The sequence below is a fragment of the Actinotalea sp. C106 genome (assembly GCF_023630195.1).
GTDB lineage: Bacteria > Actinomycetota > Actinomycetes > Actinomycetales > Cellulomonadaceae > Actinotalea.
In genome coordinates this window covers 1-1,083 of sequence record NZ_JALPKN010000532.1, presented here as the reverse complement: position 1 = coordinate 1,083, position 1,083 = coordinate 1, and the positions used below count along the sequence as shown (strand labels likewise).

Below are 1,083 nucleotides of genomic sequence, written 5' to 3'. Positions count from 1 at the left end.
GCCGCCAGACGACCAGGGCGCCGCTCGAGCTGACGCGCGCGGGTCGGTGCCCGCGGGGCAGGGCGACGACCTCCCCCTGGGGGCCCGCCGCGAAGACGCGGTGGCCCGGCTCAGCGCCGGCGCGCAGCCTCTCGACCTGCTCGGCCAGGCGCTCGACCTCGGCCTCGAGGGCGAGGATCCGCTTGATGCCGACCAGGTTGATGCCCTCCTCCTGGGAGAGCCGCTGGATCGCGCGGAGGGTCTCGACGTCTCGCAAGGAGTAGCGACGACCACGGCCTCGGGCTCGTCCAGGGGAGACGAGCCCGAGGCGGTCGTACTGACGCAGGGTCTGCGGGTGCATGCCGGCGAGGTCGGCCGCGACCGAGATCACGAAGACTGGTGCGTCGTACCCCGTCGCCATGTCACTGCACCGCTCGGGCCCGCAGCTCGCTACGGACGTCGGCACCCTCGGTGGCCCTCGCGAACTCCTCGACCGCCGTGCGGGCGGCGTCGGACAACCGCTGCGGGACGGCCACCTGGACGCTGACCAGCAGGTCCCCGGTGCGCTCCCCCGCGGTGATCCCGCGGCCGCGAACCCGCAACGTACGGCCCGACGGCGTTCCCTCGGGCACCTTGACCCGTACGGTCCCGCCGTCGAGGGTCGGCACGTCGACCTCGGCCCCGAGCGCGGCCTCGGCGAAGGTCACCGGGACCGTCACCCGCAGGTCGTGACCGTCGAGGGCGAAGACCGGGTGGGGCTCGACCTTGACGGCGATGACCAGGTCACCGGCCGGCGCTCCCCCGGCCCCAGGCCGGCCCTTGCCGCGCAGACGGATCTTCTGCCCGTCCCGCACCCCGGCAGGGATGCGGGCGTTGACTCTCCGCCCCTCGACCGAGAGCGTGATGGTCGAGCCCTCGACCGCCTTGCGGAAGGGCAGCGTGGTCGAGGCCTCGAGGTCGGTCCCGCGCTGCTGACCGCGCGGGCCACCACCGCCGAAGAGACCGCCGAGGATGTCCTCGAAGCCGGCGCCGCCAGCCCCCGGGGGCGTGCCGCCCTGGGAGTACCGGACGCGAGGGCCGCCCGCGCCGCCAGCCCCCGTCGGG

Annotated in this window: 2 protein-coding genes; both read right to left on the bottom strand. The window is 75.2% G+C overall.

Annotated elements, in window-relative coordinates:
- Positions 1-400, bottom strand: a 400-nt coding sequence (locus L0B03_RS18275; protein WP_250448491.1) for a heat shock protein transcriptional repressor HspR, incomplete at its 3' end; no start/stop codon positions are given.
- Between the two features lies 1 nt (position 401).
- On the bottom strand, positions 402-1,083 hold a 682-nt coding region (locus L0B03_RS18270), incomplete at its 5' end, for a DnaJ C-terminal domain-containing protein (protein ID WP_250448489.1).